Origin of the sequence: Niastella koreensis GR20-10, from assembly GCF_000246855.1 — a bacterium.
Classification (GTDB): Bacteria; Bacteroidota; Bacteroidia; order Chitinophagales; family Chitinophagaceae; genus Niastella; species Niastella koreensis.
Map to the genome: position 1 here is coordinate 6,331,375 of NC_016609.1, position 12,217 is coordinate 6,343,591.

The window sequence follows — 12,217 nt, forward strand, 5'->3', positions numbered from 1 at the left end:
ACCCGGAACCACTTTTTACAACCTCTAAAAACTTACTACTATGATGCAGACTGAACTCCTCACTAAACGTAACATTGCTACTATTGGTGAAGAAATTACCCATGAACTCGGCGCTGAATTGGTAACCAACTACCGCAAAGCTCATCCGAATGATGTACAGGGTTACATTATCGGAAAAGAGATCCTGAACCAGATCCTGGCTCAACCTGGTTGCGCCGGTATCCAGTTCTACAATGCTATCAACGAATTGGGACAAAAAACCCTGGTTTACGTAGGCCTCGATCAAAATGGCAAACAACTGATTAACTACACTGTAGTGACTGAAGACGCCCAACTTCAGAAACAAAAAGGCATTGTTGCTGACAGAAGCATCCCCTCTCCTTCCGGCGACGATATTTTCGGGGATGATGGATGGTTTATTATTGATTAAATAAACCTGAATCTCTATATTTGAGGTAAAGCGCCCTGATATAGAGAGTTTTTTCTTACATATCAGCTTATATTCTTCGCTATTACCCGTAATTCTCTTTCTTGCCTTTTTAAGGCATACCAAAAGGAAGGAATTATGGGTAATCTTTATTTATTCATTGTACTCATTCCTGAATGATATAATACTCTTAAACCTGTCGGCCAAGCTCTTCCTGAGCACATACACCCTGGTTGAGTTTTTCCTTTTCAGTTATTTCATCTGGCTCATTATAGAAGGCCGCTTCTTCAAAAAAGTGATAGCTACTGTTTCAACATTGTTTATTATATTTATCTGTTATTACTTTTTTACCACAAAATGGAACTTTTTTGATTCAGTGCCAGTAGCTTGCGAATCAATTCTGATCTTTACATTTTCCCTGTATTATTTATTCGAGCAAATAAACAAACCCAGGGTACTTTTTATATATAATACTTCCATGTTCTGGGTTATACTTGGCTTTTTGGTTTATTTGGCAGGGTCTTTCTTCATCTATACGTTCGTAGATGAGATAGATAGCAGGGACATCGGGAAATTCTGGTTCATCACATTCATATTCAATACCATAAAAAATCTATTCTTTAGCATTGCTTTTTCGCTGAGAGAAGCAAAGGACAAAAACAGCAGTAGCCTGTCCTCATACGATAATTTTTTTAAAAACCCCTATAACCCATTATAAACCCCGCCTCTCACATATTAGTGATTCTGCTGCAGGCTGTACATGGGGCCAGCCAGTTTCCGGTGGTACTGTATTTTGGCACCATTGGCATGCTGGTTCTTACCATTGGCCTCATCGTTTTCATTATTTTCCATCAACGTAAGGTTATACGTTACCAGATGCAGTTGCAATACATGGAACAGGAGCAACAGAAAATGCTGTTGAATGCCTCCATTCGCCTGCAGGAAGAGGAGCGGCAACGAATTGCGGCCGATTTACACGACGATGCCGGCCCCCTGCTGGCTACCGCGCGTTTATACCTGAACGAGAACCTGGTGAACCTCGATAAAACCACCCAGCTGCAAAGCATATACAACGCCAAGCAAATCATTGACGATACTATTCAGCTGATCCGTAATATCTCACACAGCCTGATGCCCCCTACCCTTAAAAACTTCGGGTTGGAATCGGCTGTAAACGATCTGTTCCAGAAAATCAGCGGCTCGGGCAGCATGAACGCCAGCTGCCGTTTTCACGATTACCGCGAACGCCTGCACGCCGACCAGGAATTGATAATTTTCAGGGTAATCCAGGAATTGGTGAATAATATCCTGAAACACAGCAACGCCAGTTTTATTCATCTAACCCAGAACTTGAGTGGGAACAAATTGTATATTCGCCTCCATCACGACGGCCGCGGTATTACCCAGGCGGATTTTGATAAGCTGAATAAAAGTAATGTGGGTTTGGGCCTGAAAAACATTCAGAGCAGGTTGAAACTGTTACACGGACGTATTTATTTCGAAAAAGACATTTCGCAAACATACTATAAGGTTACTATCGAAATTCCCCGTTTGGAGGAAGAAGCGGTAGCACCTCAATTATAAAATATTGGTTCATATTTTGATAAGGGCTACTACTATCTTAAGATGTAGTACGGAATAAGTGTTTATACTAACGTAAAACCCATACCCCCTGAATACCTAAACACTTAAAATTTTTAGTAATTTAGTTTTGCCAATATCAAACAATGATGGGACCTATTAAAGTGGCTATAGCTGATGACCACAAAATATTCCGTAAAGGAGTAATATTGTCGTTAAGGCCTTATACAAACATAAAATTCGTACTTGAGGCAGAGAACGGCCAGGAACTGTTGGATAACCTGCCAACGGCCCCTGAGCAACCTGATGTGATATTAATGGACCTGCGTATGCCCCTGAAAGATGGCATCGAAACTACGAAAGTAATTGCCCGCCAATATCCTAACATCCACGTAATTGCGCTAACGATGTATGAAGATGAACGGTTTGTGAGCCATATGATGGAAATAGGCGCTAACGGCTACCTGCTCAAAAGCGCCGACCCTTCCGAGATCAAGAAGGCAATAATGGAGGTAATGAGCAAAGGGTATTACCTGAATAACTTTGTAAACAGGATACTTTTAAAAAAATCACACGCCCGGGTTAAGGTGGTGCCCAGCCTGAACAGCGAAATCACCCTCAGCGACCGCGAACGGGATGTGATAAAATATATTTGCATGGAGTTTACCGCCCATGAAATTGCACAAAAATTAGAGGTAAGTCCGCGTACTGTAGAAGCTATCAAAGACAGGTTGATGGAACGCTTTGGAGCTAAAAACACGGCTGGCCTGGTATTTTTTGCAGTTAAGAATAACCTGATTGATTAAACTCCCGGCAATATTTGACTAATAACGTAAAGCCGGCATTATGTTGATACCCTTATTAGCAGCGTTAAAGACAATACAGACCCCTATGAAGAACCGGTTTGGCCCTGAACTCTTAGACCATGGTAGAAACCGGTGGAAGTATATTTATTGCCCTGTCGTTGGTAGTTATGCTACTGTCGTTATTACCCGTGGGCATACTTTATGTTCGTAAAGTTGCGGCTACCGCTGTTCTTAACGTCCTGAAAGTTCTTTGTCTTTTCGTAATCTGCCAGTACCTCACGCTTTTCTTTATTCAACCCGGCTTCCCCAACCTGCAAATTGCCTTTAAACTCGTTGAATTTACGCTTGTATATTACCTGTTTAATTTATTGATGACATCCGCACCCGGAAAAGACATCCTGAAAATGGTGCTGGTATCTTTCCTGTCTGTAACTATTACTATTTACGCATTAAAAGGCCTTACAGCTTATACAGATTTACTGACCATAATACAGGCCGGTATTTTAACCGTGCTGGCCGTAGTTATTTTATTACAACTCATCAACAACCGGCACATTGTACTGGCCAGTGAACCGGCATTCTGGATTGCGGGTGGCCTCTTATGCTATAATGGAATGGTGGTATTGATGGAAGCCATGGCCGGCAGTCACACCAACCTGTCGCAGCAAATAAAACAGGAAAAAAGTATTATTATAACGCTGGCCGATATGCTGCGAATGGTGTTCTTTATTGTAGCTGCTTCAGTTGCCGGTAACAAGAATGATAACAATAACAAAGAGGTCGACTTTCAACCGATGCCTCCCCTGTTTCCCCCACCAGTTAACCGGCGCACCATCAAATATTAGATCTTCATTTCGGGAATATCGCCTTCAATTACCAGCTTACCCAATGTTTTATTGCGGATCTCCTCAACCGTTACGCCAGGCGCCCGTTCAAGCAGTTTAAACCCGCCCTGGGGCAATACATCCAGTACGGCCAGGTCGCTTACTATGCGCTTTACACATTTAACACCGGTCAATGGCAACGTGCAGGCTGGTAATACCTTCGATTCCCCTTTGGGATTGGTATGCATCATGGCCACAATGATGTTCTTGGCGCTGGCTACCAGGTCCATGGCGCCGCCCATGCCCTTTACCATTTTGCCCGGGATCTTCCAGTTGGCAATATCCCCGTTCTCAGAAACCTCCATGGCGCCCAGTACGGTCAGGTCAACCTTGCCTGCCCTGATCATGCCAAAGCTTTCAGCACTGTCAAAAAAAGCACCACCGGGGATCACCGTCACTGTTTCCTTACCGGCATTAATCAGGTCGGCATCAATATCCGATTCAACCGGGTATGGGCCCATGCCCAGGATGCCGTTCTCCGACTGCAGAATAACTTCAATACCGTCAGGTATATAATTCGACACCAGGGTTGGAATGCCAATACCAAGGTTCACATACATACCATCTTTCAACTCCTGAGCAATGCGTTTTGCAATACCGTATTTATCTAAAGCCATTTTAGTTTGTAGTTTGAAGTTTGTAGTTACTGGTTGCTACCGCGCTTCGGGTTTTCCCTTCTTCATTCCTCATTTCTAATTTCTCATTTCTCCATCTTCACTGTCTTCCGCTCAATCCGCTTCTCGTAATTGGTTCCTTCAAAGATGCGGTGTACATAAATGCCTGCCACGTGAATATGATCAGGATCCAGTTCACCAGGTTCAACCAGGTGTTCTACTTCTGCAATGGTAATGTTACCTGCTTTGGCAATAGAGGTGGAGAAATTGCGGGTGGTTTTGCGAAAAACCAGGTTGCCATAGCGATCGCCCTTCCAGGCCTTCACAAGTGAGAAATCGGCGTGCAGCGCGTATTCCATCAAATACATTTTATTATTGAATTCGCGCACTTCCTTCCCCGTTGCTATTTCGGTGCCATATCCGGCTGGTGTATAAAATGCAGGAATGCCCATACCGGCCATTTGAATACGGGTAGCCAGTGTGCCCTGGGGTATAAGGTCCACTTCCAGCTCACCGCTTAACAACTGCCGTTCAAACTCAGCGTTCTCGCCCACATACGAACTCATCATTTTTTTTATCTGGCGGGTCTTTAGCAGTAAGCCTAATCCAAAATCATCTACCCCGGCATTATTGGAGATACAGGTAAGATTTGTAACGCCTTTGCGTACAAGCGCAGCAATACAATTTTCAGGAATACCGCATAAACCAAATCCACCCAGCATAATGGTAGCATTATCCTGAATGTCGGCAATGGCGGCATCCGCATTGACAACAACTTTTTGCATAGCAAGCAATTTATTGATAAAAATAAGGAACTACCGCATGCAGCCAAAACAAGCCGTAGAATTTATGGCCTGGGTTTGGTGTTTAGTTTTAGTAAAGTATCCCTGAATTTCAGTCTGCTGAATGCCCCCCTTCTGTTGGCCAGGTTTTCCGGCGCAATAGTTTTGGCAGGTTTTAAGGCGCCAGGTGGCGGCGGACCTGCATGAGTGGGTACTATAGGTGATAGTGGAGTTATTTTTTTTGCGCTGTCGGCAGTTTTTAGCTTTGCGCTATCAGCTGTTTTTGCTTTTGCACTGTCTGTAATTGATTTTGATTTGGCTGCAGTATCCAACGGTGCTGGTTTATTCAAACTTTCGCGAAGCTTCGCTGCCTGGCTTGATAACGAGTCGAATATTTCCCGTGCAATATCGGGACGGCTCATATAAAATTTATAGCTCTTTATAAATTCATCCTTGGAGATCTTATTCAATTCAAAAACCTGCGCGTACAATTTAAAGGTTTCCGTTTTCAGGTTTTTGGAAGAATCGTACACAATAAAGCCATCCCTGAACCGCTCGGCCTGGATCATATCCATCAACACCTTCTGCATCTTTTCCTTACCCAATACACCTTTGGGTATCTTGTCTTTATCAGTACAACTAACCATACACCACACAATTGCGCTCAAACATACCAGTAATAGCCGGTTCATTTTAATTCCTGTTTATACAAATTGGAGTTGGAGATATCTATCTTTTGTAAAATTTCCCTTGCTTTTTGCTTGTCTTCAGGAGTGCCCTTTTTAAAAATATTAATCAATTCCTTCGACTTACCCTGAAAGAAGAACTGCACGATCATCGTGTTGGGAATGTCGTTGTTCATGGTATTTACCAGGCTCAGGGAATTTAAGATGGCGCCGCGGCCGTCTGTTTCATTCTCATACATATAATCCATTCCCAGGCGGTAATAGCTGTAAAAAGCGTCGTGCATCAGGTTGTACCGGTTATTCGTAAGGTTCTCTGTTAACCAGTACCGGTTACGCAAACCATCAAATGCCTTCCAGCCCGAAATATCACGCCCCTCGGGAGCATTGTTCACAATATTCATGGCTTTCTGAAAGTATGGATCGCCGCCTCGTAACGCAAAAGAGTCGTAATCGAGTCCCAGAATAACGTAAGCATAATAAGCCAGTATGGCTGTGAGGTTCCCAACAATGGGGTCTGAACCAGACACCCGGTTTTCATTGAACTCAATTGACTGGTACTCTACATATTTAAAGATCACATTCTCATCCATAAAATTGATGAGCGGGCAATCGTAGTTGGAATTGTATATCGGGCGGGCGGCCTGCACCGTAAGTTTGGCTTTGTATACGTTGCCGCCTTGCGCTTCGGTGATAATGAATAAAAAGTTGCATACTATCTTTTCATTGGGCTGCCAGGTATCCTTTGTCCACTTGCGGTTGTTCAAAAAATTATTGAGCGCCGCCTGGCACGTCTGGAAGGCCTTTTTATCAGCAGGCGTACTAAGCTGCTGGGTATTAATGGTAATACGGGCTTTAAGCTCCTGGGCCAGCAAACAAACCGGCGCCATAACCATCATAAAAAATATCCATACGATCTTTCTACACATATAGCATGTTTACGATTCTATCAACGATATCTTTAGCTACTTGTTGCTTTGGTTTGCGGTCGTACGCAATCTCATTACCGCCTTTTTCAAAAATAGTGACCTTATTGGTATCATAGCCAAAACCGGCGCCCTCATCGTTCAGGGAGTTCAGCACAATCAAATCGGCGTTTTTTGCCGCCAGTTTATCCAAAGCATACTGGCGTTCATTGGCTGTTTCCAGGGCAAAGCCTGCCAGCAATTGTCCATTGCGTTTCAGCTGCCCCAGGCTTTTTAAAATATCCTTTGTTTTGGTCAGTTCAATAACCAGGGTACCGCTTGTTTTTTTGATCTTTTCCGGCGCTGTTTCTACCGGGGTATAATCTGCCACAGCAGCGCTCATCACAGCAATATCAACGGTGGGAAACTCAGCCACACAGGTATCATACATTTCACCGGCAGTTTGCACTTTATGAACATAAATGCCGGGGAAAGTGGTTTTAACGGAAGATGGGCCCAGTACCAGGTGCACTTCGGCGCCCCGGCCGGCCAGCTCTTCTGCAATGGCCACGCCCATTTTACCTGAGGAATGATTACCGATAAACCGCACGGGATCAATAGGTTCATAGGTGGGTCCGGCAGTTACCAGCGCCTTTTTACCCGCCAGGTCTTTTTTACCAAAGATGTTGTTTTCGAGGAAATGCAGAATGGCTTCCGGTTCGGCCATCCGCCCATCGCCTTGCAGGCCACTGGCCAGCTCGCCTTTTTCAACGGGAATAACGCGATTGCCATACAATTGCAGCTTTTGCAGATTGGCCTGGGTAGCGGGGTGATGCCACATATCTTCATCCATGGCCGGGGCTACAACCACGGGGCAGGTGGCTGATAACCAGGTAGCCAGTAACATGTTGTCACATAGGCCATTGGCCATTTTTGCCAGGGTGTTTACGCTTAACGGGGCTACCACCATCACATCGGCCCACCGGCCCAGCATTACATGGTTGCTCCAGGAGTCGTTATTGGCCAGTTCACTAATAACCGCATTTTTTGATAATGTTGCCAGGGTAAGCGGCGATACAAATTCTTTTGCTGCAGGCGTTAATACCACTTTTACCTCGGCCCCTGCCTTTACCAGCAGGCGAACCAGTAAAATGGATTTATAAGCAGCAATACTTCCTGTAACAGCCAGTAATATCTTTTTGTCCTGGAACATAATTGGTTAAAATTAGGTCATTTGGGTTAAACAAAGTGGATACCCGGGTTAGCGCTTTATCAACAATAACATACCCACAACAGTCTGCCAGCCTCCATAAAACTAAAAAAGCGACCCGGTGTTCCGGGACGCTTTTAATACATTTCTTACCGTGTTATATTAACTAAACAGGTCGTCTTCATTCTTGCGATAATAGATCTTATCGTCGAAAAACTCCTGGGTGGCCAGCAATGCCGGGTTAGGCATGCGCTCATACGCTCTGGAGATCTCGATCTGCTCTTTGTTCTCATGGATCTCTTCCAGGCTGTCGGTATGGCTGGCGAATTCTTCCAGTTTGTTATGCAATTCCTCTTTTAAAGAGATATTGATTTGGTTAGCCCTTTTGGCAATAATGGCAATTGACTCGTACACATTGCCGGTTTTAGCTTTAATGGCATTCAAATCCTTTGTTTCGGCGGTATTAGCGGTGTTAGCACTAATTTGTCTTCGTAATTTGCTCATTATTGGTGGCTTTAATGTTATTTTTTGCTAATGTCTCGTAATTCTCTACTTCCTTTTTCAGCGTGCTTTCGGGGAAACGGTCCAGAAAATCATGGCATTCCGAAACCACCTGTTCAAAACGGGCAGGTTTCTTATCTTCTATACTATTCATGGCAAATAAATAGTAAGATTTGATAACCTGCAACTTATAAGTATCACCTTTTGGCGAATCAGGAAAATCGGCCATTAAACTGGTGTAAGCGATCGCTGCCGCCCGGTAATGGCTCATATTATAATACAATTGGGCGCTTCCTACTTCCTTCTCTTCCAGCTTTATACGGCATTTATCCATGATGTCCGATGCCTCTTTATTCCTGGGCGAATTGGGATGCGTATTAATAAACGTCTGCATCAAACCAATTGTTTTCTGGGTATTGGTTTGATCGAGCTCAGCCTTGGGCGACTGCCGGTAATAGGTAAAAGCCCGCATGTATTCCATTTCCTCGGCTTTTGCACTGGTGGGAAACACCTCTACAAACTGTTTGAACAGGTTTTCGGCCTGCAGCCAGTCGTGCAAATAATAAGAACAGTAGGCATACTTATAAAATAAGTCTTCAAACTGTGGTTGTCCCTTCATGATGGGGAAGAGTTCTTCATACAATTGCGAGGCATAGTTATACTTCTTGGCTACATAGTATTTTTCTGCCATGCGCAATTTGTAATCATAGTCGGTACTCTTCTGCACCCGGGAAAACTTGGAGCAGGACGCTACGCTTAGGGCTATTATTGCAATTATTAAGGCTGAACGCATAAAGTGTGCAAAGTTAAGGTTTTCCTGCAAATATGTATGGAAAGGTGTTGTAACCCAAAAACAACCCGTTAAGATAAACATAAAAAACCCCGACGAAATCGTCGGGGTTATACTATTAGTTAAAGCAATTTAAGCTAAAGTACTTTTTATTATCTGCCGCGACGCAAGTTCGGGTGCGGAGCAGGCACTGTGGTAGGACCTTCTTCGCCAGTTCCATCGCGCAGGTCTACCGTGTTGCAATCGCCACCGGCTTCACCATATTTGAAGATGAAACGTTCTTGGCTAACGCCTTCTTTATCAACCAGGTAGCTGATAACGGCATTCACACGATCCCAGCTTAACTGTTGTTCAGATTTGCTTGAAGAGCAATATCCGATCACAGCTATCTTACAATCAGGGTTATTCTTGATTTGTGAAGCAGCTGCAGCCAGTAAAGCTTTAGCGTCGTTGCTTAATGTGATTGATTTTGCTTTGAAGGTAACGCTTGGTAAGTTACCGATCTTGCATTTGCCTTTGATTCCACCTTCTTCGATCAGTTTCTGAAGAGAATCGCAGCATGCAGGAGGAGGACATTTACCTACACCATCAGCATCAACAGGTTGACATTGTGTTGGTGTAACCAGTTCCTTGTCTTTGTAGTCAGGAACACCGTCACCATCAGTATCGCGGCTAACACCATGGCTGTCAACAGGAGCGCCGGCAGGTGTGTTAGGCTCCTGGTCAAACTGGTCAGTAATACCATCGCCATCAGCATCATCCAAAACTGGTTTGGGGAGCTTCATGTGGCGTGGTTTGTTAACCTCGTTGTAAGCGTAATCCAAAGGATTCAGCCACCACAAAGGTTCAACAGCTTTGTTACCAATTGCCATGTTGATACCAAGAGAGAAGAAGTTATAAGTATCAAAGTCTCTTGTTTGAGCAGGTGCAGATTGGAAACCAGCAACGGATGTAGCAACACCGTTTTCCTGCCATTGTTGACCATCTAACAAGTCTGTTTTAGAGAAGGTCAGTTTATCTTCCAGGGCCAGGCTGAACTTTTTGTTCAGTTTGAATTGAGCACCGGCACCAGCTACGAAAATGGGGCGGAATGGCTTTTTGAACAATTTAGGCTGAGAGTTATCTGTTTCACCCTGTGTTTCATATTTACCGTCCAATACATTTTTCAGGTCTTTTTTGATGGATTTTCTGTTTTTGTATCCAAAGCCATCAGTAGTAGCTGCGTATTTATTAAAGATTGTCTGAAAATCGGCTGCATAATTGGTACCATCTCCTTTCAGAGCATCTATTTTGGTGTCATAGATCATACCACCGATACCGCCGAACATGTATAAATTGAAGTTACTTTTTGCTTTGTGAAAGCGAATGTTAGTCAATGTTACCACGCCCTGTAAGCTCAGGTCGTAAACATTTGTTTTGTAGTTGTAGAACACTGGAGTTCCGGCAGCATAGCCGGCTGAAGTCCAGGCGGTATTTTTTGACCATTGATATGAAGGTTGAAAGTTCAACCCCTTAGTGGTATAAACACCTAATTGACCTCTTAAAGAGAACACATAACCCAGCGCTTTACGAGCATGTAATGCTCCGCCAAAACCAGGAAAACGGTTACGAACATCACCGGAAATGTCCATAGCACCTACCTGTAAGCCTATTTCCCATTGATTACGGGGTTTGGCCGGGTAAGGGTAATTGTTTGCCATGAACTCGGTGTGCTGAGGGAGCCTCTTAGAAGGTATAACAGAAGAGTCCTGTACGTCATAGGTACCACCCAATTGTGCCTGGGAGGCCGCAGATGCTAACAGGAACGTTAAGCTTATAATACTTACGTACTTTTTGCTTGCCATAACTAAATTTTATGTGAAGGATTAAGTAACCAGAACTCAGAATCTGTGCAAAAATATTAATTGACAGCTAACTACCAAATTTTTTTCCCCAACACAATGTGCATTATCTTGCTGTTTTTCACACAGTAAGACCATAACAGAGCAAATTAAATGCCTCTTACGTTGTACATTAATAAATAGTAATTTGCTCCTCTTATATTCCGCATGAAATTATCACTAGCAATATTACGAGAAGAATTACCCGAATTTGATAAACAATTCCATGAAGCTGTAAAGAGCCAGGTGCCGCTCCTGAACAGGATTATGAGGTTTATTGTGAACCGGAAAGGTAAGCAATTACGGCCCATGTTTGTACTGCTTTCTGCCAAGTTATGCGGGCCCGTTAACGATACTACTTACCGGGCTGCTTCGTTAGTAGAATTACTACATTCAGCTACCCTGGTACATGATGACGTGGTAGATGAATCCCTGGAGCGTAGGGGATTTTTCTCTACATATGCTTTGTGGAAAAGCAAGGTATCGGTTTTGGTTGGCGACTATCTGCTGGCCAAAGGTATGCTCCTCTCCCTCGACCACGACGATTACCGTATTTTAAAATTATTATCAAATGCCATACGTGCTATGAGCGAGGGTGAATTGCTGCAAATGGAAAAATCACGCACCCTTAATTTTGAAGAGGCAACTTATTTCGAGATCATAAAAGGAAAAACCGCGTCCCTGCTGGCTTCCGCCTGCGCTTCCGGCGCCTGGAGCACCACCCAGGACGAGGTTATCACAGAAAAAATGCGACTGTTTGGGGAAAAGGTAGGCATGGCCTTCCAGATAAAAGACGACCTGTTCGATTACGGCAATGAAGCGGTGGGAAAACCTACCGGTAACGATATCAGGGAAAAGAAGCTCACCCTTCCATTAATTTATACACTACAAAATACCGACAGCGCTACCCGCCGCAAACTGATATATATTATCAAAAATCAGAATAAAGACCCCCAGAAGGTTCAGGAGGTCATTAACGTGGTGAAACAAACCGGCGGCATTAGTTATACTGAGAAAAAAATGTTTAGCTTCAGGGATGAAGCGCTGTCCATTTTACACGAATTCGACAACGTAGAAATACGAAACGGCCTGGAAGAACTGGTACGGTATACTACAGACAGAAAATATTAAGGCACAAGATAACAAGGCTCAAG

General features: G+C 43.8%; 13 protein-coding genes. 5 read left to right on the forward strand and 8 right to left on the reverse strand.

The annotated features are described in order from the left end of the window. Positions 1 to 40 precede the first annotated feature (40 nt). From NIAKO_RS25060 to NIAKO_RS25080, 4 genes are all read left to right on the forward strand, one after another. Positions 41 to 430 (forward strand): hypothetical protein, encoded by a 390-nt coding sequence (locus NIAKO_RS25060; RefSeq protein ID WP_041347275.1) that lies wholly within the window; start codon positions 41 to 43, stop codon positions 428 to 430. A gap of 873 nt (positions 431 to 1,303) precedes the next feature. Next, complete coding sequence (locus tag NIAKO_RS25070) at positions 1,304 to 2,011, forward strand: sensor histidine kinase (protein ID WP_242675491.1); 708 nt, start codon at positions 1,304 to 1,306, stop codon at positions 2,009 to 2,011. Positions 2,012 to 2,154: 143 nt separating this feature from the next. Next, positions 2,155 to 2,814 (forward strand): response regulator transcription factor, encoded by a 660-nt coding sequence (locus tag NIAKO_RS25075; RefSeq protein ID WP_242675490.1) that lies wholly within the window; start codon positions 2,155 to 2,157, stop codon positions 2,812 to 2,814. A 119-nt stretch (positions 2,815 to 2,933) separates the two neighbouring features. Next, positions 2,934 to 3,659, forward strand: coding sequence for a hypothetical protein (locus NIAKO_RS25080; protein WP_014221255.1), 726 nt, complete (start codon positions 2,934 to 2,936; stop codon positions 3,657 to 3,659). On the opposite strand, the gene NIAKO_RS25085 is transcribed toward NIAKO_RS25080, so the two are convergent. The 8 genes from NIAKO_RS25085 to NIAKO_RS25120 all read right to left on the reverse strand — a co-directional run bounded on the left by NIAKO_RS25085 (position 3,656) and on the right by NIAKO_RS25120 (position 11,027). Beyond that, on the reverse strand, positions 3,656 to 4,315 hold the full coding sequence (locus NIAKO_RS25085) for a 3-oxoacid CoA-transferase subunit B (protein WP_014221256.1): 660 nt from the start codon (positions 4,313 to 4,315) through the stop codon (positions 3,656 to 3,658). The two genes, NIAKO_RS25080 and NIAKO_RS25085, sit on opposite strands and share 4 nt — an antisense overlap. A gap of 83 nt (positions 4,316 to 4,398) precedes the next feature. Then, on the reverse strand, positions 4,399 to 5,097 hold the full coding sequence (locus NIAKO_RS25090; RefSeq protein ID WP_014221257.1) for a CoA transferase subunit A: 699 nt from the start codon (positions 5,095 to 5,097) through the stop codon (positions 4,399 to 4,401). Between the two features lie 62 nt (positions 5,098 to 5,159). Continuing rightward, positions 5,160 to 5,786 (reverse strand): DUF4296 domain-containing protein, encoded by a 627-nt coding sequence (locus NIAKO_RS25095; protein ID WP_014221258.1) that lies wholly within the window; start codon positions 5,784 to 5,786, stop codon positions 5,160 to 5,162. Further along, on the reverse strand, positions 5,783 to 6,706 hold the full coding sequence (porD, locus tag NIAKO_RS25100) for a type IX secretion system protein PorD (RefSeq protein WP_014221259.1): 924 nt from the start codon (positions 6,704 to 6,706) through the stop codon (positions 5,783 to 5,785). The genes NIAKO_RS25095 and porD overlap by 4 nt, the downstream gene beginning before the upstream one ends. Continuing rightward, a complete protein-coding gene (gene coaBC / locus NIAKO_RS25105; RefSeq protein WP_014221260.1) occupies positions 6,699 to 7,895 on the reverse strand; it encodes a bifunctional phosphopantothenoylcysteine decarboxylase/phosphopantothenate--cysteine ligase CoaBC in 1,197 nt (398 codons plus the stop codon). Before coaBC ends, porD begins: the two co-directional genes overlap by 8 nt. Positions 7,896 to 8,054: 159 nt before the next feature. Continuing rightward, the gene (locus NIAKO_RS25110) at positions 8,055 to 8,396 is read right to left on the reverse strand and encodes a DNA-directed RNA polymerase subunit omega (RefSeq protein WP_014221261.1); all 342 of its coding nucleotides are present in this window, start codon (positions 8,394 to 8,396) and stop codon (positions 8,055 to 8,057) included. Continuing rightward, a complete protein-coding gene (locus tag NIAKO_RS25115; protein WP_014221262.1) occupies positions 8,371 to 9,186 on the reverse strand; it encodes an outer membrane protein assembly factor BamD in 816 nt (271 codons plus the stop codon). Before NIAKO_RS25115 ends, NIAKO_RS25110 begins: the two co-directional genes overlap by 26 nt. A 149-nt stretch (positions 9,187 to 9,335) precedes the next feature. Continuing rightward, positions 9,336 to 11,027 carry an OmpA family protein gene (locus NIAKO_RS25120; protein ID WP_014221263.1) on the reverse strand — a complete coding sequence of 564 codons (1,692 nt, stop codon included), beginning with the start codon at positions 11,025 to 11,027 and terminating at the stop codon, positions 9,336 to 9,338. A 204-nt stretch (positions 11,028 to 11,231) separates the two neighbouring features. Here NIAKO_RS25120 and NIAKO_RS25125 point away from each other — a divergent pair, with 204 nt between their 5' ends. Beyond that, the gene (locus NIAKO_RS25125) at positions 11,232 to 12,194 is read left to right on the forward strand and encodes a polyprenyl synthetase family protein (RefSeq protein ID WP_014221264.1); all 963 of its coding nucleotides are present in this window, start codon (positions 11,232 to 11,234) and stop codon (positions 12,192 to 12,194) included. The last annotated feature ends 23 nt before the right edge of the window (positions 12,195 to 12,217 follow it).

What these genes read in the sequence shown, in the direction of transcription:
- NIAKO_RS25060 (WP_041347275.1), top strand. Translation starts at nt 41, where the DNA reads ATGATGCAGACTGAACTCCTCACTAAACGTAACATTGCTACTATTGGT.
- NIAKO_RS25070 (WP_242675491.1), top strand. Translation starts at nt 1,304, where the DNA reads ATGCAGTTGCAATACATGGAACAGGAGCAACAGAAAATGCTGTTGAAT.
- NIAKO_RS25075 (WP_242675490.1), top strand. Translation starts at nt 2,155, where the DNA reads ATGATGGGACCTATTAAAGTGGCTATAGCTGATGACCACAAAATATTC.
- NIAKO_RS25080 (WP_014221255.1), top strand. Translation starts at nt 2,934, where the DNA reads ATGGTAGAAACCGGTGGAAGTATATTTATTGCCCTGTCGTTGGTAGTT.
- NIAKO_RS25085 (WP_014221256.1), bottom strand. Translation starts at nt 4,315, where the DNA reads ATGGCTTTAGATAAATACGGTATTGCAAAACGCATTGCTCAGGAGTTG.
- NIAKO_RS25090 (WP_014221257.1), bottom strand. Translation starts at nt 5,097, where the DNA reads ATGCAAAAAGTTGTTGTCAATGCGGATGCCGCCATTGCCGACATTCAG.
- NIAKO_RS25095 (WP_014221258.1), bottom strand. Translation starts at nt 5,786, where the DNA reads ATGAACCGGCTATTACTGGTATGTTTGAGCGCAATTGTGTGGTGTATG.
- porD (WP_014221259.1), bottom strand. Translation starts at nt 6,706, where the DNA reads ATGTGTAGAAAGATCGTATGGATATTTTTTATGATGGTTATGGCGCCG.
- coaBC (WP_014221260.1), bottom strand. Translation starts at nt 7,895, where the DNA reads ATGTTCCAGGACAAAAAGATATTACTGGCTGTTACAGGAAGTATTGCT.
- NIAKO_RS25110 (WP_014221261.1), bottom strand. Translation starts at nt 8,396, where the DNA reads ATGAGCAAATTACGAAGACAAATTAGTGCTAACACCGCTAATACCGCC.
- NIAKO_RS25115 (WP_014221262.1), bottom strand. Translation starts at nt 9,186, where the DNA reads ATGCGTTCAGCCTTAATAATTGCAATAATAGCCCTAAGCGTAGCGTCC.
- NIAKO_RS25120 (WP_014221263.1), bottom strand. Translation starts at nt 11,027, where the DNA reads ATGGCAAGCAAAAAGTACGTAAGTATTATAAGCTTAACGTTCCTGTTA.
- NIAKO_RS25125 (WP_014221264.1), top strand. Translation starts at nt 11,232, where the DNA reads ATGAAATTATCACTAGCAATATTACGAGAAGAATTACCCGAATTTGAT.